The organism is Metabacillus indicus LMG 22858 (assembly GCF_000708755.2).
Taxonomy (GTDB): domain Bacteria; phylum Bacillota; class Bacilli; order Bacillales; family Bacillaceae; genus Bacillus_P; species Bacillus_P indicus.
Genome location: NZ_JGVU02000002.1, coordinates 1,212,984 through 1,230,393, shown reverse-complemented (window position 1 = coordinate 1,230,393; position 17,410 = coordinate 1,212,984). Strand labels below are relative to the sequence as shown.

Sequence of the window (17,410 nt, the reverse complement as noted above, 5' to 3'; positions counted from 1 at the left end):
GGGTTGAAAGGGGAATACATCCATGAAACATCGTTACTTGCCGATGACAGAGCAAGATCAGCAGGAGATGCTTCAAGCTGTCGGAGTAGCATCAATTGATGAGCTTTTTCAAGACATTCCTGAAAGTGTTCGATTTAAGGGCGAATACAGCATCAAGAAGGCTAAATCGGAAACAGAGCTAATGAAAGAGATGAGCGCGCTTGCTGCTAAAAATAAAGACCTAAGAAGCAATGCCTCTTTCCTTGGAGCGGGAGTCTATGACCACTACATGCCGATCATTGTGGATCATGTGATTTCAAGATCGGAATTCTATACGGCCTACACGCCGTATCAGCCTGAGATTTCACAGGGCGAACTGCAGGCTATCTTCGAATTTCAGACGATGATCGCAGAGCTTACCGGCATGGATGCAGCCAACTCTTCTATGTATGACGGCGGAACGTCACTTGCTGAAGCGGCTATGCTTGCCTGCGGACAGACGAAAAAGAAAAAGGTCATTGTGTCAGGAGCCGTTCATCCGGAAAGCAGAGATGTGCTGAAAACGTATGCAAAAGGACAGTACATTGAAGTGGTGGAAGTGCCTGTCAAAAACGGCGTCACAGATCTTGAGGCATTAAAGCAGGAGTTGTCTGATGATGTAGCAGCGGTCGTAGTTCAATATCCTAACTTCTTCGGCCAGATTGAACCTCTTAAGGACATTGAGCCAATTGCCCATACAGGCAAAAGCATGTTTATCGTCTCTTCCAACCCGCTCGCCCTTGGAGCTTTAACACCTCCGGGAGCATTCGGCGCGGACATTGTTGCCGGCGACGCTCAGCCGTTTGGTATCCCAACAGCATTTGGCGGCCCGCACTGCGGCTATTTTGCTGTCACTCAGAAACTGATCCGCAAAGTGCCCGGCCGTCTTGTCGGACAGACAAAGGATGACCAGGGACGCAGAGGATTTGTTCTCACGCTTCAGGCACGCGAACAGCATATCAGACGTGATAAAGCGACATCAAACATCTGTTCAAATCAGGCTTTGAATGCACTTGCAGCGTCTGTTGCCATGACAGCGCTCGGAAGAAAAGGAGTCAAAGAAATGGCTCTGCAGAATATCCAGAAAGCAAACTACGCTAAAAAGGCATTTAAAGAAAAAGGCTTTGACGTGCCATTTGACGGACCGATCTTCAATGAGTTTGCCGTTAAATTAAATAAACCGGTGAAAGAAGTGAATGCCCGCCTGATTGAAAAGGGCATCATCGGAGGCTTCGATCTTGGCAGCGTATATCCTGAGCTTGAAAATCACATGCTCGTAGCTGTGACAGAACTTCGCACGAAAGAAGAAATCGATCAACTTGTTTTGGAATTGGGGGATGGACATGAATAACGAGAATCAGCCATTGATTTTTGAACTGACAAAGCCTGGAAGAACAGGCTACAGCCTGCCTGATATGGATATTCCCGAACAATCAGCAGATGAACTCATTCCCGCTGACTATCTCCGCACAGAGGAAGCTGAACTGCCGGAGGTATCAGAGCTTGATATTATGAGGCACTATACAGCTCTTTCAAAGCGCAATCATGGAGTGGACTCAGGCTTTTATCCGCTTGGCTCATGCACGATGAAGTACAACCCGAAAATAAACGAAAATGTTGCCCGCATGGCAGGGCTTGCCCATATCCATCCGCTTCAGGATGAAAGTACCGTACAGGGAGCTCTTGAGCTGATGTATGACCTTCAGGAGCACCTTGTAGAAATTACAGGAATGGATGAAGTCACGCTTCAGCCGGCAGCGGGTGCCCACGGAGAGTGGACCGGACTTATGATGATCCGTGCGTATCACGAAGCAAACGGCGACACTGGACGCACAAAGGTCATCGTACCTGATTCTGCACACGGAACCAATCCTGCATCTGCTACAGTGGCAGGTTTTGAAACGGTCACTGTTAAATCAAATGAACATGGACTCGTCGATCTTGAAGATCTGAAGCGTGTAGTAGGAGATGATACCGCTGCGCTGATGCTCACAAATCCGAATACGCTGGGTCTGTTTGAGGAAAATATTCTGGACATGGCAAAGATCGTGCATGATGCAGGCGGCAAGCTGTACTATGACGGAGCCAACCTAAACGCTGTACTAAGCAAGGCTCGTCCCGGAGATATGGGATTTGACGTGGTTCACTTAAATCTCCACAAAACGTTTACCGGGCCGCATGGCGGCGGAGGACCGGGTTCAGGTCCTGTCGGTGTAAAAGCAGATCTGATTCCGTATCTTCCTAAGCCTGTTCTTGTGAAACGTGATGACAAATATGCATTTGACTATGACAGACCTCAGTCCATCGGAAGAGTCAAGCCGTTTTACGGCAACTTCGGAATCAATGTGCGTGCATATACGTATATCCGCACAATGGGGCCAGACGGCTTAAAAGCAGTGACAGAGTATGCGGTTCTGAATGCAAACTACATGATGAGAAGACTTTCAGAAGCCTATGATCTGCCGTTTGACAGACACTGCAAGCATGAGTTTGTTTTATCAGGAAAACGCCAGAAAAAACTCGGAGTGCGCACGCTTGATATCGCAAAGCGCCTTCTTGACTTCGGCTACCATCCGCCGACGATCTACTTCCCGCTTAATGTCGAGGAGTGCATCATGATTGAACCGACGGAAACAGAGTCAAAAGAAACACTTGATTCATTCATTGATGCTATGCTTCAAATTGCGAAAGAAGCAGAGGAAAACCCAGAAATGGTTCAGGAAGCTCCTCATACAACCGTTGTTGGACGTCTTGATGAGACAACGGCAGCACGCAAGCCGATTCTCCGCTATCAGAAGCAATAAGAAAAAGGATTCGCCGCTGGCGAATCCTTTTTTGTTATTTACTTCTTCGTCTTAATTCTTCCGCTCCAGCCCTTAAAGCCGCCTTTTAATGTGTAAAGATCTGAATAGCCCTTTTTCTTAAGCATCTGCGCTGTGCGTCCGCTTCTTACTGTGTTTTGGCAATAAAGATAAACAGGCTGGTCTTTGCGGATTTCTTTATGGCGCTGTCTCATTTGTGACATTGGGATGTTTCTTGCGCCAAGAATATGGCCGCCTTCAAATTCGTTCGGCTCGCGGACATCAATGAGCTGAGCCTTTCTGTATCCTGCACGGAATTCCTCTTCCGTTAATGTTTTCATAATTTTACGCTGGTAAAAATAAGAGAAGATTGTGTAGGCTGCAATTGCGCCGACTAAAATTAATAAGAAAATCCATGTTGTCAAGCTGACCCGACTCCTTTTTTATACCCTTTATGCGGGCTGGTTCATGTAAACTTCTGTTTATTGGACAAGTATAATTATATAAGAGCAGGGTCAAATTGTCATCCATGAATCAGAGTTATTTATTTTCATCCTGGAATTCTTTTTGATAGACTATGGTAGCGGAATGTATTTAACAAACAGCCTAAGCATGAAAAATGGGGTATGAACATGGAGAAAGAAATTTGGAGATTTATTGATTCGGGCAACTGCTCTCCTGCTTACAATATGGCGCTTGATGAGGTGCTGCTTGAGTGGAACAGCGAAGGGAACTTTCCGCCTGTCATCCGTTTTTACGGATGGAATCCTGCGACACTTTCTGTCGGTTATTTCCAGAAGGCGGAAAAAGAAATTGACTTTGAAGCTGTTAAACGAAATGGGCTCGGCTTTGTGCGCAGGCCAACAGGGGGCAGAGGCGTTCTGCATGATAAAGAACTTACATACAGTGTCATTGTTTCAGAAGACCATCCGGAGATGCCGAAGACCGTTACAGAAGCATACCGGGTGATCTCAGAAGGAATTCTTCAGGGATTCAGAGAGCTTGGCCTTGATGCTTATTTCGCGGTGCCGAGAACGGAGGAAGAGAAGCAGGGGCTTAAAAATCCGCGTTCAGCGGTTTGCTTTGATGCACCCTCCTGGTATGAGCTTGTCGTTGAAGGCAGGAAAGTTGCAGGCAGTGCACAGACACGTCAAAAAGGCGTGATTCTCCAGCACGGATCGATTCTGCTTGATCTTGATGAAGATCTTTTGTTCAGCCTGTTTAAGTACCCGAGTGACAGGGTAAAAGAACGAATGCAGAAGAACTTTAAAAATAAGGCAGTAGCAGTGAATGCTCTCAGAGAGACGAAAGTAACGATTGAAGAGGCGAAAGAGGCGTTTAGAAGAGGGTTTGAAAAAGGGCTGAATATTAAGCTCGAATCGTATAAACTGACTGACGAAGAACACGCTGCAGTTATGAAACTGGCAGCTGAAAAATATGAATCGGATGAGTGGAATTATAAACGATAAGCGGCTGAAATAAGTCGCTTTCGTTTATTTTTATTTTCTAGTTATTTCTATGTGTTCCTTATTTTTCTAGCTTTCTGTTCGATTCGAAATTTGCAAGCGACAAATTACTTCAAAAAAAGTGATTTTCAATCTCCTATCTTCTTTATTCTCTTTTTTTCACACTCAATTACGAAGTTTGTAATTTGACAAAATAACAGCAGACTGACTTTTTATCCATATATAGTATTGTCGAACGAAAAAGAAACACTATATATTGATAAACGGATGGCTGTGTGATAAATTAAATCAAGTACAAAGATAATAGGGGAGTTGTTTGAATGACCGTTGCACTGAATGAAAATCTGAAACTTGATGTGGACAAGCTTAACCACGATATTTCACTTTTTCCCCAAGTTCATCCGATTACAGAAGATATGAAGCTTACACACAAAGGTGTATCGCGTTTAGTCATGCTTGACAGGTACACATTTAAAGACACTGAAAAGCTGACGCTGTCCAAAGGCGATTTTGTCGTTCTGACAATTAAGGAAGATCCGAAATTCCCGGCAAGAGGCCTCGGGTACATCTTAGATATAGACTGGCAGGCAAAAATGGCGCACGTTCAGGTGGAAGAAGAGTACCGCCTTTCACTTGAAAAGCCTGAAGAAGTAGAATCAGGAGTCATTCACCGCTCTCTTGACGTTATAGAAAAACCGCTTGAAGTATATTACGAGCAAATAGCCAAGCGGAATGCGACAGGTCTTGCATCTGTTGAGAAAACAGAAGAAAAACGCAAGGAATGGTTTGAGAAGTTCTATCAGGAACTCGTCGGCCTGAACTTTGTTCCAGCCGGACGCGTGTTATACGGAGCGGGAGCAGGAACAGATGTGACGTATTTCAACTGCTACGTGATGCCGTTTGTGCAGGATTCACGCGAAGGCATTTCCGAACACCGCAAGCAGGTCATGGAGATCATGAGCCGCGGCGGAGGCGTTGGAACAAACGGTTCAACGCTGCGTCCGAGAAACACCCTTGCAAGAGGAGTCAACGGCAAATCATCCGGGTCGGTATCCTGGCTTGATGACATTGCGAAACTGACTCATCTGGTTGAGCAGGGCGGGTCGCGCAGGGGCGCGCAAATGATCATGCTTGCCGACTGGCATCCTGACATTATTGAATTCATTATTTCCAAAATGCAGAATCCCCGTATCCTGCGTTATCTGATTGAAAATACAAACGATGAAACCATAAAGAAATACGCCCAGGAAAAGCTGAAGTTCAAGCCGCTTACACAGGACGAGGAAGCTATGTATCAAAGCATCGTCAATTACAAGCAGATTCCGGGCTACGGCGGATTTAACGAGAAAATCATTAAAGACGCAGAAGTGAAGCTTGCAGTCGGCGGAACCTATACCGTTCATAATTCAGAATTCCTTACAGGAGCAAACATCTCAGTCACGCTGACAAAGGATTTCATGGATGCCGTTGAAAAGGATGCCGATTACGAGCTGCGCTTCCCTGATGTTGAAAGCTACAATGCAGAGGAAATGAAAGCTTACAATGAAGACTGGCATAACCATGGTGACGTTCGCGAGTGGGAAAAACTCGGCTACAAAGTGCGCACGTACCGTACGATCAAGGCGAAAGAACTTTGGAACCTCATCAACATCTGCGCAACATACTCTGCAGAGCCGGGCATTTTCTTCATTGATAACGCCAATGACATGACAAACGCTAAAGCGTATGGACAGAAGGTAGTTGCAACGAATCCGTGTGGTAGAGCAGTTTTGTTTGCCTCACGTTAAAAATTGCGGAATGAAGCGGGAACCCTGAGATGGGAATCCGAACCGAAGGCTAAGCCTAAACGTTTAGTCAGGGGCAACGCATAGGAGATGAACCTGAGAGATCAGAATATAATTCTCCCACGAGGCCGCAACATTACATCAATCAGTATTTTTGTAATGAAAAGATATGCTGAACTTACACGAAGGAGAAGTGTAAGAAGTACGGATAAAAAGCCGTGCGATAACAATATTGGAACAGCCTCTCGCACCATATTCTGTCTGCAACCTTGCTGCAGTGAACCTTGCTGAAATGGCAGACAAAGAAACAAAAACCGTCAATTTCGAAAAACTGAAAAGAACGGTTGAAGTCGGTGTCCGCATGCAGGATAACGTAATCGATGCAACACCGTACTTCCTTGATGAAAATAAAAAACAGGCACTAGGCGAACGCCGTGTAGGTCTTGGTGTTATGGGACTTCACGATCTTCTGATCTACTGTGAAACCCAGTACGGTTCTGAAGAAGGCAACGAGCTCATTGACAAGGTCTTTGAAACGATCGCTGTCACTGCGTATAAAGCATCTGTAGAGCTTGCAAAAGAAAAAGGCAGCTTCCCATTCTTGACCGGCGAAACGGCTGAAGAAACGAACAGACTGCGCCAGGCCTTTACTGAGACCGGTTTTATGAGCAAAATGCCGTCTGATATCCTGGAAGATATTAAAGAATACGGTATCCGCAATTCACACTTGCTGACTGTTGCTCCCACGGGATCCACTGGGACGATGGTCGGGGTTTCCACTGGACTAGAACCATACTTCTCCTTCTCTTACTACAGAAGCGGAAGACTTGGCAAGTTCATTGAAGTAAAAGCAGATATCGTACAGGAGTATCTGGATAAAAATCCTGATGCAGATCCGGAGAATCTTCCTGAATGGTTTATCTCAGCTATGGAACTGAGTGCAGAAGCGCATGCAGATGCACAATGCGTCATCCAGCGCTGGATCGACAGTTCAATCAGCAAAACGGTCAACGCTCCTAGAGGATATACGGTGGACAAGGTCCAAAAAGTATATGAGCGACTGTATAAAGGCGGAGCAAAAGGCGGAACGGTCTATGTTGACGGAAGCCGGGACACTCAGGTCCTTACATTAAAAGCGGAGGAGAATACCTTCTCTGAAACAGAAGAAGCACCGAAAGAAAAAGGCAAAGTTGTTCTTGTGGATACAATCCAGGCTTTGCGCTCGACAAATGTAACAATCGGAAACGAAGTGGGCAATACTTGCCCTGTATGCCGTGAAGGTACAGTTGAGGACATTGGCGGATGCAACACATGCACAAGCTGCGGTGCACAGCTGAAGTGCGGATTATAAGAAATGGAAGAGCCGGGACATCCGGCTCTTTTCTTGTGCTTCCCCTGCAAGCTTTCTTGTCATGACCTGCAAACTAGTGTACACTTGTAATGATTTCCTATGTTTTGAACGTTTTTTTGGAGGGGACCTCATGCCAACACCAAGTATGGAAGATTATATTGAACAGATCTACATTTTAATAGAAGAAAAAGGATATGCCCGTGTTTCAGACATCGCGGAAGCATTATCCGTTCATCCCTCCTCAGTGACAAAGATGGTCCAAAAACTAGACAAAGATGAATATCTCATATACGAAAAATACCGTGGACTTATTTTGACGCCTAAGGGCAAGAAGATCGGAAAACGCCTTGTCTACCGCCATGAGCTGCTCGAGCAGTTTATGCGTTTGATCGGCGTGGATGAAGAAAAGATTTACAACGATGTTGAGGGCATTGAGCATCACCTCAGCTGGAATGCCATAGACCGCATCGGAGATCTCGTGCAATTTTTCGAAAGTGATGAAGCGCGTGTAGATACCCTGCGTGCGATCCAAAAACAAAATGAACAGGATAACGAGTCCTGAAGAAGACGAAAGCAGCCGCTTTCGTTTTTTTCTTGCTCAAAAATGGGAAAAGGTCTATTTCATCTGCCTCCATCTTACACTATAAGGATAGGAGAAGAGGGGAGGAACTTCTGTGTACATTGATGGTGTCTTCTCTGGCGGCGGCATAAAAGGGTTTGCGCTGATTGGAGCCTATCAGGCAATTGAACAGCGAGGGCTGCAGTTTGTAAGAGTGGCAGGCACAAGCGCGGGTTCAATTGTGGCATCCTTTATCGCAGCAGGATACAGAAGTGATGAAATTATCCGAATGATGGACGATATGGAGCTTGGGAAGTTTCTTGAGAAAAACCCTTCCATTCTTCCATTTAAATTGATGAAATGGCTTAACCTCTATTGGCGCCTCGGTCTGTATAAAGGCGGGAAGCTTGAGGAATGGATAGCAGCCAGGCTGAAGGAAAGGGGCGTTTCCACCTTTGGCGATTTGAGGCCCGGTTCATTAAAGATTGTCGCATCGGATCTCACTAACGGCAGGATCATTGTGCTGCCTGATGATCTCCCCAGATACGGACTTGTTCCCGAGAGGTTTTCAGTTGCGCGAGCTGTGCTGATGAGCTGCAGTCTTCCGTATTTCTTTGAACCTGTTAAGCTGACGAGTGCTGAAGGGACGAATATAGTGGTAGACGGGGGAGTTTTAAGCAACTTTCCGATCTGGCTCTTTAAGGAAAAGGCCAGGCCTGTTATTGGAATCAAGCTAAGCCCGAGAGATGAAGAAAGGCCGAGGAATCAGATTAAAAATGCGATTGAAATGTACGGTGCGCTGTTTGAAACAATGAAAGATGCCCATGATGCCAGGCATGTATCAAGCAGGCATGAGAGAAACATCATTTTTTTGCCGGTAGAAAGCATTCTCACGACAGAATTTGATCTCTCAGAACAAAAAAAACTAGCTCTGATTGAGCTAGGTAGAAGTCGGACGGAACAATTTCTTAAACGCTGGACATATTAATTCAAAAAGAAAAGCAGGTCAGAAAAAAGCCCTGCTTTTCTTTTTGCCTTTTCTGCCTTCAATCACGGTCAGGTGTGAAGCCTGCTTCTTTTTAAGAGCGCTTGTTTTGCTGCTCTTTTTAGGGGCTGACACACTTTTCAAATGGGAGCTGCTCTGATTGCGGTCGCTGAAACGCCTTTTGGACTGTTTAGCAGCTTTGGAATAAGAGGAAGAGTCTTTTCCCATTCTTTGTTTTGTAAAGTAACGGACAACAAAATAGATGATGGCTAGAACAGCAGCAAACACGAGCATTTCTCTGAAGAGGAAGCCGGGCCTGCTGATGAGAGTCACTAAAAACCCGATTCCTCCCAGAGCTAACACAATCATCACAAATGGATTCATTCTTTTTTTCATGAGTCCACCTCCCAAGATGAAAATGAGTTAATGAAGTTTTAGCTTATACAATTTGTTCTGTTTTTATACCTTCTTCTGTTTCTTTTTCGAGGCGGAGCATTTCATTGAAGCTTGCAATTGCGACTTCTGTCTGTTCGTTGTCTGGCTCTTTTGTGGTCAGAAGCTGAAGGCATAAGCCCGGATATCCAAGCCATTTCAGGACAGGCACGTCTCTGAGCTTATTTGTAAACTGCAGCACCTCAAAAGAAATGCCGATCACAACGGGAATAAGCGCCAGTCTGTTCAAAACGCGCACATAAAGCGGTTCAGTGGGAACGAGCATGTAGACGAAAACTCCGACAATCACGGTGAAAAGAAGGAAGCTGCTTCCGCATCTGTAATGAAGGCGGCTGTTGCTCTGTACGTTTTCGACTGTGAGCGGCATACCGTTTTCATAACAGTTAATGACTTTATGCTCTGCACCGTGATACTGGAATACGCGCTTGATCAGCGGTGTAAAGGAAATCGCGTAAATATAGGCAAGCAGGAGAATAAGTTTGAAAAGACCTTCAATCAGGATCTGTGACAAATCCGATGAAAAAACAGGTCTTGTAAGCTCTGCAAGAAAAAGCGGGACAAGCGTAAAGATGAATTTTCCGAATAAAAAGGACAGGACCCCGATTGCTGCAACTCCGAGTATCATCGTCAGCTTTGATTCTTTTTTCGGCTCGTTCAGCTTCTCGTCATCTTCAGGATCAAGGTCGTACCTGTCTGTTGAAAAGTTGAGATGTTTCGTACCATTTGCGCTTGCTTCTATGATTGCTGCGATTCCGCGGATAAATGGTATTTTTTTAAGGGCTGTCAGTGAGCTGCTTGATTTTCTGGGCAGCCGGAAGTAATCAATTTCCTTGTTCTTCCGTCTGATGGCTGTAACATAGTGATGCTTGCCGCCAAACATGACGCCCTCTACTACTGCTTGCCCTCCATATGCGGGCTTGTTCTGCTTTGACATTTTTCACCAACCTACCTATCTATTCTCTTTTTGAGCGGATTTTAAACAAAACGGAAGAGAATGTTATGTTTATATTCTACATAAAAACAGCATAAACCTCTAGGCAGTTATATTTTATTCTTCAATTTATGGGCGCCGGAAAGGTTCTGCAGGTAAGTACGTCTGTAGTATATCCTAATACTTGCCAGTTAGACATTTTCTGCATCGAATTTCGGATTGGATGTACATACTAGAAGTAGGAGGTGTACATATGACAGATGATTATCAGTCTAATTCTGCAGGAATAGAAGATGGACAGGATGATAAGCAGGGCGAGGGTCTCCCGTTTATCGCAAGAGCTATGATTACCGGATTTGCAGGAGGTATTTTCTGGAGTTTAATCGGCTATTTGGCTTATGTGCTGAACATGACAGAGATCAGTCCGAACATGCTGCTGCAGCCGTTTCTTCTTGGTGACTGGAAAAACGGCACGATCGGAAATTTTGCGGGAGTACTGGTTATCGGATTCCTTTCTATAGGAACGGCACTCGTCTATTATTTAGTTTTAAAAAGGTTTTCGTCTATTTTCGTCGGCATGATCTATGGAGCCGCTTTATGGGCGCTTGTCTTTTTCCTCTTGAATCCGATCTTTCCAAACGTCAAAACAGTCTTTGAACTCGAGCGCCTGACAACGGTTACGATGATATGTTTATACATTTTATATGGGGTCTTTATCGGGTATTCCATTTCCTTTGAACAAAATGAGCTTCAATCGAAAAAAAAGGGCAGCGCTTCCACGTAACAATAGAGGTAACGCACAATGAAGTATGGTAGAATGTTCTAAAATGAACATTCTATTTTTTGTCGGCTTTTTATTCATGCGGCTATTGTTTAAGGCAGCGTTTTGACGAAAACATCTGTCACATGAAGGAGAGTCCTCATCGTGCTTGGAGGTCGAAAGATGAGACACTACATAGTAATTAACGGCCCAAACCTGAATCGCCTTGGGTTGCGTGAACCTGATATTTATGGAAGCAAAACGCTGACAGATCTTGAGCGGGAGCTGATGGTTTTTGCTGAAAAGCAGGGGTTTCAGGTCACGTGCTTTCAGTCCAATCATGAAGGAGACCTGATAGATGCCATTCATGGTTCAGATGGCCACTACGACGGCATTGTTCTGAATCCGGGTGCGTTTACCCACTACAGCTATGCCTTAAGAGATGCAATCGCAAGTGTGCCTCTACCTGTGATTGAGGTGCATATCTCCAATGTTCACAGCCGCGAGCCGTTCAGGCATCAGTCTGTCACTGCGCCGGTCACTGCCGGACAGATAGTCGGCCTCGGATTTCAGGGATACCAGTTTGCCCTGCAGGCAATACATACAAAGATAGGGGAGAAACAGCATGCTGAAGATTGAGAAATTAAGAAACAGGCTCAAGGAGCTTGATGTTGACGGACTTCTTATTGCAAGCGATTATAACAGACGGTACATGACCGGTTTTACAGGCTCATCGGGCGTCGCGCTCGTTTCTCTGTCAGGAGCCGTTTTTATTACAGACTTCAGATATACAGAGCAGGCAGCCAAGCAGGTTGAAGGCTATGAAATTGTTCAGCACAAGGGGCCGATTCTTGACGAAGTCGCTGCACAGGCAGAAAAGCTTTCAATCAGGCGTCTTGGCTTTGAACAGGATCATTTATCCTTTGCAGCTTATTCCTCATATGCTTCCAAACTGAAGGGAATTGAGTTTGTTCCGGTGTCTGAGGCGGTGGAAAAGTTACGCTTGATTAAGTCTGCAGCAGAGATTAAGATATTAAAGGAAGCTGCGGAGATCGCCGATGCTGCATTTAAGCACATTCTTACAGTAGTACAGCCCGGCATGAAGGAAATTGAAGTTTCAAACGAACTTGAATTCTTTATGCGAAAGCAGGGAGCTGTTTCTTCATCATTCGATATCATTGTCGCATCCGGCCACAGGTCAGCTCTTCCGCACGGTGTGGCAAGTGAAAAAGAAATTGAAAAGGGCGATTTTGTAACCTTTGATTTTGGAGCATACTACAAGGGATATTGTTCAGATATTACACGCACGATTGCAGTCGGCAATCCAAGTGATGAGCTGAAGAAGATTTATTCCATTGTTCTTGAAGCCCAGCTTCGCGGCATGAATGGAATTAAAGCAGGTATGACCGGAAAAGAAGCTGATGCTTTGACAAGGGATTATATTTCAGAGAACGGCTATGGCGAGTATTTTGGCCATTCAACCGGACACGGCCTTGGAATGGAAGTTCACGAAAGTCCGTCATTATCCGGAAAATCAGAAACGGTTCTTGAGCCGGGCATGATTGTTACAGTAGAGCCGGGAATTTATGTTCCTAAGCTTGGCGGTGTCCGGATCGAGGACGATACAGTGGTTAAGGAAGATGGCAATGAATCTCTGACACACTCCCCTAAAGAGCTTATTATCTTATAAAAAGCTTCCGGAAGGTTAAAAAGTGTTATTTACATAGGAGGAACAAATATGATTTCAGTTAATGATTTTCGTACGGGCTTAACAATCGAGGTAGATAACGGCATTTGGCGCGTTATGGATTTCCAGCATGTAAAACCGGGAAAGGGCGCTGCATTCGTACGCTCAAAACTGCGTAACCTTCGTACTGGAGCTGTTCAGGAAAAAACGTTCCGTGCTGGAGAAAAAGTAGCGAAAGCTCAAATTGAAAACCGCAAAATGCAGTATCTGTATGCAAATGGCGACCAGCATGTGTTCATGGACAATGAGTCTTATGATCAAGTGGAACTGCCTGAAGCTTCAATCGAGTATGAACTTAAATTCCTTAAGGAAAACATGGAAGTATCAATCATGATGTTCGGCAGCGAAACACTTGGTGTTGAGCTTCCAAACACAGTAGAACTTGAAGTTATTGAAACAGAGCCAGGTATTAAAGGTGATACAGCTTCCGGCGGAACAAAGCCTGCTAAAGTGCAGACTGGACTGATCGTCAACGTCCCGTTCTTCGTAAACGAAGGTGACGTGCTGATCATCAACACAACAGACAGCTCATACGTATCACGCGCGTAAAACCGCATTAAAAAACTCCATCTGATCAGATGGAGTTTTTTGTTTCTTCAATAATTGTCTGCGCCCGGAAAGTACGCGGCTCCTGCTCTCTCTTTTTCCCCGCTTTGAAAAGAAGTGCGGCCGGCAATACTATGTATACGGCAATCCCAATGGCCCACTGCAAATAGTGATAGACCTCATAAGCTTCTATTCCAAATCCCATGACACATCCCCCTTTGTACCTATTATTATAAAATCTGAAAATTCTGTCAAGAATTCTTTTTGTCTAAACGGCCTTTTTCTCTCATAGACTGGACTATCACTCCGGTTGCGGGCTCCGTTTTCGTTCTTTAGGGAATGGACAAGCGAAACTCCGCAGCTTTGTGATTAGAAGAGTAGGGGAGGAAGAAGATGAAGCATTTTCTAGCCGGTCTGGATCCTGCTGTCAGATCCATGGCCCTTTTGAGGCTGCTGTCTGCAAGCATTGAAATGACAGCTGCTGTTTTGATGCTTGTCTTTAATGATGTGCGGAAGGCAGTACTGATCAACTCATTGTTAGCCATTGTCGGGCCGGTCATTTTTATTTTGACAATGACGATCGGCATTTTCCAAATTGCTGAACAGCTGTCTTATGCAAAACTGATTTTCATCTCAATCGGCGTAGCCTTTATCTTAATTGGGGTTTATAAATGAGGTCACAGTCATAATGTGTCCAAGCCTGCATAAACATAGGAGTATTAAGAGACTATGCAAGGAGGAAGCCATGTGAATGAGATTACAGCTATGCTTCCTGAGCCGATCAGACAGCATATACTGGACCTTCCGCCGCATGTGCTGCAGCAAATGGAAGAGATTCGCATCAGAATATCAAAGCGGGTTGAAGTGACAGCGGCGGGAAAACCTGTTTTCCTGTCATGCATCGCTACACATCAGGACGGAATTTCTCTGCTGAGCGAACTGAGCCAATACAGCATCTACGCACTTGAAGAAGAGCTCAAACGCGGCTTTATCACCATTCAGGGCGGCCATCGTGTAGGGCTATCGGGGAGGGTCATAACAGAAAACGGCCGTGTAAAAGCCATCCGCAATGTCACGTCTTTCAACATTCGGGTAGCGCGCCAAAAACGCGGAATTGCTGACCGGTTCATCCATTGCTGCTACAGCGGAGAGTGGCTGAATACCATGATTATCGGCCCGCCTCAGACTGGTAAAACGACGATGCTCCGCGACTTTGCACGAATTATGAGTACAGGCCATGGACAGATCCCATCAAGAAAAGTAGGGATTGTAGATGAGCGCTCAGAGATTGCAGGATGCATAAACGGCATACCCCAGCATGAGTTCGGCGAAAGAGTGGACGTGCTTGATGCATGCCCGAAAGCAGAAGGCATGATGATGATGATCCGCTCTATGAGCCCCGATGTTCTCGTTGTGGATGAGGCGGGGAGAATGGAAGATACAGAAGCGATACTTGAGGCCGTTCATGCGGGTGTCGGACTGTTTATATCCGTTCACGGATGCTCTCTTGAGGATATTAAAATGAGGCCGACTATTGCTCCTCTATTAAATCATCATGTTTTTAAGAGATTCATAGAGCTATCAAGAGTAAGCGGTCCCGGAACGGTCCAGAGAGTCATTGATGAAGAAGGACGGATTGTCAGAACGGAAGAAGGTGTCCCGCTATGCTGAAGCTGCTTGGAGCTGTATTCATCCTGCTTGCTACAACATGGGCCGGTTTTGAAACGGCAAAACACATCAGTGAACGCCCGCGCCAGCTGAGACAGCTGAAGGTTGCCCTGCAGGCGCTCGAAGCAGAAATCATGTATGCTCATACCCCGTTAAAAGAAGCAGCCGCCACCCTTTCAAAGCAAATGCCAAAGCCGCTTTCCTGGTTTTTTGAGGTATTTTCAAAGCGTCTGTCTGCAGGGCATACAAGCGTCAGGGCAGCCTGGGAAAACAGTTTGCAGGAAGTATGGAGGATGACTGCCTTTAAGCAGGGAGAGTACGAGATCATGAAGCAGTTTGGCGAAACACTCGGCCAGCACGACCTGATCTCTCAGCAGAAACATATCCGCCTCGCACTTGCCCATCTTGAAAGAGAGGAAGCGGATGCACTCGACAGACAGAGCCGCTATGAAAAAATGCTGAAAAGCCTTGGATTCTTATCGGGTTTATTGCTGGTTATTTTATTGATGTAGCAGTCAGGAGGATTACATGCAATGGGAGTAGATGTTAATATCATTTTTCAAATAGCGGGCATCGGAATTGTCGTCGCGTTTCTTCACACAATCCTTGATCAGATGGGCAAAAAAGAGTATGCGCAATGGGTCACGCTCCTGGGTTTTATTTATATTCTGTTTATGGTGGCTTCCATTGTAGAAGATTTGTTTCAGAAAATTAAATCAGTCTTCCTTTTTCAGGGATAGGGGGGCTCAGCCATTGAAATTATACAGATTGTCGGACTTGGTTTAGTTGCTACTTTTCTCGCATTGATTGTAAAGGAACAAAAGCCGACATATGCATTCATGCTCGTGGTTTTTGTCGGCTGCGTCATTTTTCTGTTTTTAGTCGACGGCGTTTCCCAGATTATCACCATGATTGAAAAAATTGCGCTGAATGCAAACATTAACATGATGTATGTGGAGACGATCCTGAAAATTATCGGAATTGCCTATATTGCCGAATTCGGCGCACAGATTACAAAGGATGCAGGTCAGGGAGCCATTGCTTCAAAGATTGAGCTTGGCGGAAAAATCATTATTCTTGCAATGGCGGTTCCGATCCTGACTGTCATAATTGAAACCATCATCGGCCTGATACCGGCGTGATGGATAAGGGGTGAGAGTTATTAAAAAGGGAATCGCCGCTGTCTTTTTTCTTTTCTTTTTTTCATTTCCGGCTCTTGTACAAGCTTCTCCCCCTCCACCGCAGCAGGAATTGGTTGATCAGCAGATAGACAAGCTTGGGATCCAGGAAATTAAAACGTTCTGGGACGACATTATGACAGAATACGGAGGGTATCTTCCTGAAAGCCAGAAAGGAAGTCTGCTTCAATTTTTAAATGGCGAGAAAGAATTATCCTTTAAAGAATGGTCAAAAGCTTTCCTGAGCTACATTTTCCATGAAATCATCGCAAACGGAAAACTGCTCGGGACATTGATTATGCTGACAATTTTCAGCATGCTGCTGCAGCTCCTTCAGGACGCGTTCAGCCAGAGCACAGTCAGCAAAGTCGCTTATGCTCTCGTTTACATGGTTTTAATGATCATCGCTCTGAACAGCTTTCATATTGCCATTGAATATACGGTTGAAGCGATCCGGACGATGTCAAGCTTCATACTCGCACTCATTCCGCTTCTTCTTGCTCTGATGGCGGCATCCGGCGGGCTGATATCAGCAGCATTTTTTCACCCGGTCATCCTTTTCCTCATGAATACAAGCGGAGTGCTGATTGAAAAAATTGTTCTGCCGCTTCTGTTTCTCTCCGCTTTGCTGAGCATTGTCAGCACGCTCACGGATCAGTATAAAGTAACGCAGCTGGCCCAGCTTCTAAGAAACATAGGGATCGGGCTGCTTGGTACGTTTTTAACGGTATTTCTCGGAGTCATTTCTGTTCAGGGGGCATCAGCTGCCGTTTCTGACGGGATGGCCATCCGCACGGCCAAGTTTGTGACAGGAAACTTTATACCTGTCCTCGGGCGGATGTTTACCGATGCAACCGATACGGTCATCAGCGCTTCTGTTCTTCTGAAGAACACAGTGGGCATTCTCGGTGTGGCGATTCTCCTGTTTATCGCTGCTTTCCCGGCGATAAAAGTGCTGACTCTGGCCTTTATTTATAAATTTACAGCTGCACTGCTTCAGCCCCTTGGCGGCGGTCCGATCATCAAATGCCTGGATATCATCAGCAAAAGTGTCATCTATATTTTTGCGGCGCTTGCCATCGTGTCACTGATGTTTTTCCTGAGTCTTACAGTCATTATTGCGGCTGGCAATATAACCATGATGGTTCGATAGGAGGGAGTCG

At 45.4% G+C, this 17,410-nt stretch carries 19 protein-coding genes and 2 pseudogenes; 17 read left to right on the top strand and 4 right to left on the bottom strand.

Annotated features, from left to right (window positions below; all coding sequences use genetic code 11):
- Nucleotides 1-22 precede the first annotated feature (22 nt).
- Nucleotides 23-1,369, top strand: coding sequence for an aminomethyl-transferring glycine dehydrogenase subunit GcvPA (gene gcvPA, locus AZ46_RS09605; RefSeq protein WP_029279736.1), 1,347 nt, complete (start codon nucleotides 23-25; stop codon nucleotides 1,367-1,369).
- Nucleotides 1,362-2,822 (top strand): aminomethyl-transferring glycine dehydrogenase subunit GcvPB, encoded by a 1,461-nt coding sequence (gene gcvPB, locus AZ46_RS09600; RefSeq protein WP_029279738.1) that lies wholly within the window; start codon nucleotides 1,362-1,364, stop codon nucleotides 2,820-2,822. Before gcvPA ends, gcvPB begins: the two co-directional genes overlap by 8 nt.
- 38 nt (nucleotides 2,823-2,860) lie before the next feature.
- Here the strand turns inward: gcvPB and AZ46_RS09595 are convergent, their stop codons facing one another.
- On the bottom strand, nucleotides 2,861-3,232 hold the full coding sequence (locus AZ46_RS09595; RefSeq protein ID WP_035319304.1) for a rhodanese-like domain-containing protein: 372 nt from the start codon (nucleotides 3,230-3,232) through the stop codon (nucleotides 2,861-2,863).
- A gap of 219 nt (nucleotides 3,233-3,451) precedes the next feature.
- On the opposite strand from AZ46_RS09595, the gene AZ46_RS09590 reads away from it, so the two are divergent.
- The 5 genes and pseudogenes from AZ46_RS09590 to AZ46_RS09570 all read left to right on the top strand — a co-directional run bounded on the left by AZ46_RS09590 (nucleotide 3,452) and on the right by AZ46_RS09570 (nucleotide 8,967).
- A complete protein-coding gene (locus tag AZ46_RS09590) occupies nucleotides 3,452-4,288 on the top strand; it encodes a lipoate--protein ligase family protein (protein WP_029279742.1) in 837 nt (278 codons plus the stop codon).
- Nucleotides 4,289-4,605: 317 nt separating this feature from the next.
- Nucleotides 4,606-6,045, top strand: a pseudogene (locus AZ46_RS09585) (vitamin B12-dependent ribonucleotide reductase); the annotation flags it as partial.
- 259 nt (nucleotides 6,046-6,304) lie between these two features.
- A pseudogene (locus AZ46_RS09580) lies at nucleotides 6,305-7,420 on the top strand (hypothetical protein); the annotation flags it as partial.
- Between the two features lie 130 nt (nucleotides 7,421-7,550).
- Complete coding sequence (gene mntR, locus AZ46_RS09575; RefSeq protein ID WP_029279748.1) at nucleotides 7,551-7,982, top strand: transcriptional regulator MntR; 432 nt, start codon at nucleotides 7,551-7,553, stop codon at nucleotides 7,980-7,982.
- A 112-nt stretch (nucleotides 7,983-8,094) separates the two neighbouring features.
- Nucleotides 8,095-8,967 (top strand): patatin-like phospholipase family protein, encoded by an 873-nt coding sequence (locus tag AZ46_RS09570; protein WP_029279750.1) that lies wholly within the window; start codon nucleotides 8,095-8,097, stop codon nucleotides 8,965-8,967.
- Nucleotides 8,968-8,985: 18 nt separating this feature from the next.
- Here AZ46_RS09570 and AZ46_RS09565 read toward each other — a convergent pair whose 3' ends face one another.
- Both AZ46_RS09565 and AZ46_RS09560 read right to left on the bottom strand, forming a co-directional pair.
- A complete protein-coding gene (locus tag AZ46_RS09565; protein ID WP_029279751.1) occupies nucleotides 8,986-9,360 on the bottom strand; it encodes an SA1362 family protein in 375 nt (124 codons plus the stop codon).
- A 43-nt stretch (nucleotides 9,361-9,403) separates the two neighbouring features.
- Entirely contained in the window at nucleotides 9,404-10,351 is a 948-nt protein-coding gene (locus AZ46_RS09560) for a DUF1385 domain-containing protein (RefSeq protein WP_029279753.1), read from the bottom strand.
- Nucleotides 10,352-10,601: 250 nt separating this feature from the next.
- Between AZ46_RS09560 and AZ46_RS09555 the strand changes: the two genes are divergently transcribed.
- From AZ46_RS09555 to efp, 4 genes are all read left to right on the top strand, one after another.
- Nucleotides 10,602-11,132, top strand: a complete 531-nt coding sequence (locus AZ46_RS09555) for a YqhR family membrane protein (protein ID WP_029279755.1) — start codon at nucleotides 10,602-10,604, stop codon at nucleotides 11,130-11,132.
- A 159-nt stretch (nucleotides 11,133-11,291) separates the two neighbouring features.
- Entirely contained in the window at nucleotides 11,292-11,747 is a 456-nt protein-coding gene (gene aroQ / locus AZ46_RS09550; protein WP_029279756.1) for a type II 3-dehydroquinate dehydratase, read from the top strand.
- Nucleotides 11,734-12,798 carry a M24 family metallopeptidase gene (locus AZ46_RS09545; RefSeq protein WP_029279757.1) on the top strand — a complete coding sequence of 355 codons (1,065 nt, stop codon included), beginning with the start codon at nucleotides 11,734-11,736 and terminating at the stop codon, nucleotides 12,796-12,798. The genes aroQ and AZ46_RS09545 overlap by 14 nt, the downstream gene beginning before the upstream one ends.
- Nucleotides 12,799-12,846: 48 nt before the next feature.
- Complete coding sequence (gene efp / locus AZ46_RS09540; RefSeq protein ID WP_029279759.1) at nucleotides 12,847-13,404, top strand: elongation factor P; 558 nt, start codon at nucleotides 12,847-12,849, stop codon at nucleotides 13,402-13,404.
- Between the two features lie 25 nt (nucleotides 13,405-13,429).
- On the opposite strand, the gene AZ46_RS21930 is transcribed toward efp, so the two are convergent.
- Nucleotides 13,430-13,606 carry a hypothetical protein gene (locus tag AZ46_RS21930; protein ID WP_161781207.1) on the bottom strand — a complete coding sequence of 59 codons (177 nt, stop codon included), beginning with the start codon at nucleotides 13,604-13,606 and terminating at the stop codon, nucleotides 13,430-13,432.
- Nucleotides 13,607-13,794: 188 nt separating this feature from the next.
- On the opposite strand from AZ46_RS21930, the gene AZ46_RS09535 reads away from it, so the two are divergent.
- From AZ46_RS09535 to spoIIIAE, 6 genes are all read left to right on the top strand, one after another.
- A complete protein-coding gene (locus AZ46_RS09535; RefSeq protein ID WP_029279761.1) occupies nucleotides 13,795-14,076 on the top strand; it encodes a YqhV family protein in 282 nt (93 codons plus the stop codon).
- Nucleotides 14,077-14,148: 72 nt separating this feature from the next.
- Complete coding sequence (gene spoIIIAA, locus AZ46_RS09530; protein WP_029279764.1) at nucleotides 14,149-15,072, top strand: stage III sporulation protein AA; 924 nt, start codon at nucleotides 14,149-14,151, stop codon at nucleotides 15,070-15,072.
- Complete coding sequence (spoIIIAB, locus tag AZ46_RS09525) at nucleotides 15,066-15,581, top strand: stage III sporulation protein SpoIIIAB (RefSeq protein ID WP_029279766.1); 516 nt, start codon at nucleotides 15,066-15,068, stop codon at nucleotides 15,579-15,581. The genes spoIIIAA and spoIIIAB overlap by 7 nt, the downstream gene beginning before the upstream one ends.
- A gap of 21 nt (nucleotides 15,582-15,602) precedes the next feature.
- The gene (spoIIIAC, locus tag AZ46_RS09520) at nucleotides 15,603-15,809 is read left to right on the top strand and encodes a stage III sporulation protein AC (protein WP_029279768.1); all 207 of its coding nucleotides are present in this window, start codon (nucleotides 15,603-15,605) and stop codon (nucleotides 15,807-15,809) included.
- A 12-nt stretch (nucleotides 15,810-15,821) separates the two neighbouring features.
- Entirely contained in the window at nucleotides 15,822-16,211 is a 390-nt protein-coding gene (spoIIIAD, locus tag AZ46_RS09515; protein ID WP_174434979.1) for a stage III sporulation protein AD, read from the top strand.
- 10 nt (nucleotides 16,212-16,221) lie between these two features.
- A complete protein-coding gene (gene spoIIIAE / locus AZ46_RS09510; protein ID WP_035207086.1) occupies nucleotides 16,222-17,400 on the top strand; it encodes a stage III sporulation protein AE in 1,179 nt (392 codons plus the stop codon).
- Nucleotides 17,401-17,410: the final 10 nt, after the last annotated feature.